The 1,061-nt window shown below is 37.7% G+C and carries 2 protein-coding genes; one reads left to right on the plus strand and one right to left on the minus strand.

Annotated features, from left to right (window positions below; translation table 11 throughout):
- Positions 1–301, plus strand: a 301-nt coding sequence (locus AC1DQW_RS27740; protein WP_477457028.1) for a hypothetical protein, incomplete at its 5' end; no start/stop codon positions are given.
- A gap of 225 nt (positions 302–526) precedes the next feature.
- Here the strand turns inward: AC1DQW_RS27740 and AC1DQW_RS27745 are convergent.
- A partial coding sequence (locus AC1DQW_RS27745) for a Crp/Fnr family transcriptional regulator (protein WP_477457029.1) occupies positions 527–1,061 on the minus strand: 535 nt, incomplete at its 5' end.

A 1,061-nucleotide genomic window follows, 5' to 3' on the forward strand; every position in this document is an offset into this window, starting at 1 on the left:
ATGTGAGGCCATTATTGGCCCCGGCGGGCGTATTGCTAATGTGGGGGTTCACGGTAAATCTGTAAATCTTCACCTCGAAACCCTCTGGTCAAAAAACATAACCATTACAACCCGACTTGTGGATACAGTTTCAACGCCAATGTTATTAAAAACGGTCAGCTCAAACAAATTACAACCCCGACAACTAATTACCCATCATTTTAGACTGGACCAGGTTATGGAGGCCTATGATACCTTTGAGCATGCTGCAAAAGAAAAAGCACTCAAAGTGATCATGACCAATACAAACAATGCTGAATAAATATTTAAAGGTTACAAGCAATTAAGATTCCATTTATAAAAGATATTTTGAAAGAAAATTTTTCAGTAACTCAATGATGCATGGGGGTAAATTAATGATATACATTGGTTTGCCCCCTTTTATCATATAAAATCAAAATGAACAAAGCCAACATAACACATTGACTTTCAATGCAATTACAAACTATGTAAAACTGATTAACAACATGATTGCGGCATAAGCAGTTCAGTCTTTCATTTTTTTTAACCTGGCATGATCTATTATTCTTATATGGGTGCCAATACGCTCTATCAAACCCTCTGATTTAAACTCTGTGAGTATCCTGCTCACGGTCTCTGAAGCTATGCCAGCCATTCCCGCCAGTTCTTCACGTGATATATTAAACAATAGTGGATTTGACAATGGAGTACTTAATCGCAAAAGTACCTGTGATAAGCGCTTGCGAACCGAATTGTAGGCCATCAATAATAACTGGTTATCCTTCTCGCGAATATTACTGGCCATCATATGGATAAACTGCTGATTAATATCAGGATAATGATTTACCATATCAAGCACCATTTCGCGAGGAAGCAAACATACAGTGGAATCACTAACTGCCTCTGCCGTTTCGGAATAACTTTCTGACGATAATAAGGAATATAAACCGATATAGTCATCAGGTGTAGATAAACCTAACAACAGCTCATGCCCGTTATCTGCTATTTTAAAGGTTTTAATACAACCATCAAGCAAGAGATATAAACCTGAAGCCTCATCG

This window comes from Mucilaginibacter sp. P5_A4 (assembly GCF_056400605.1).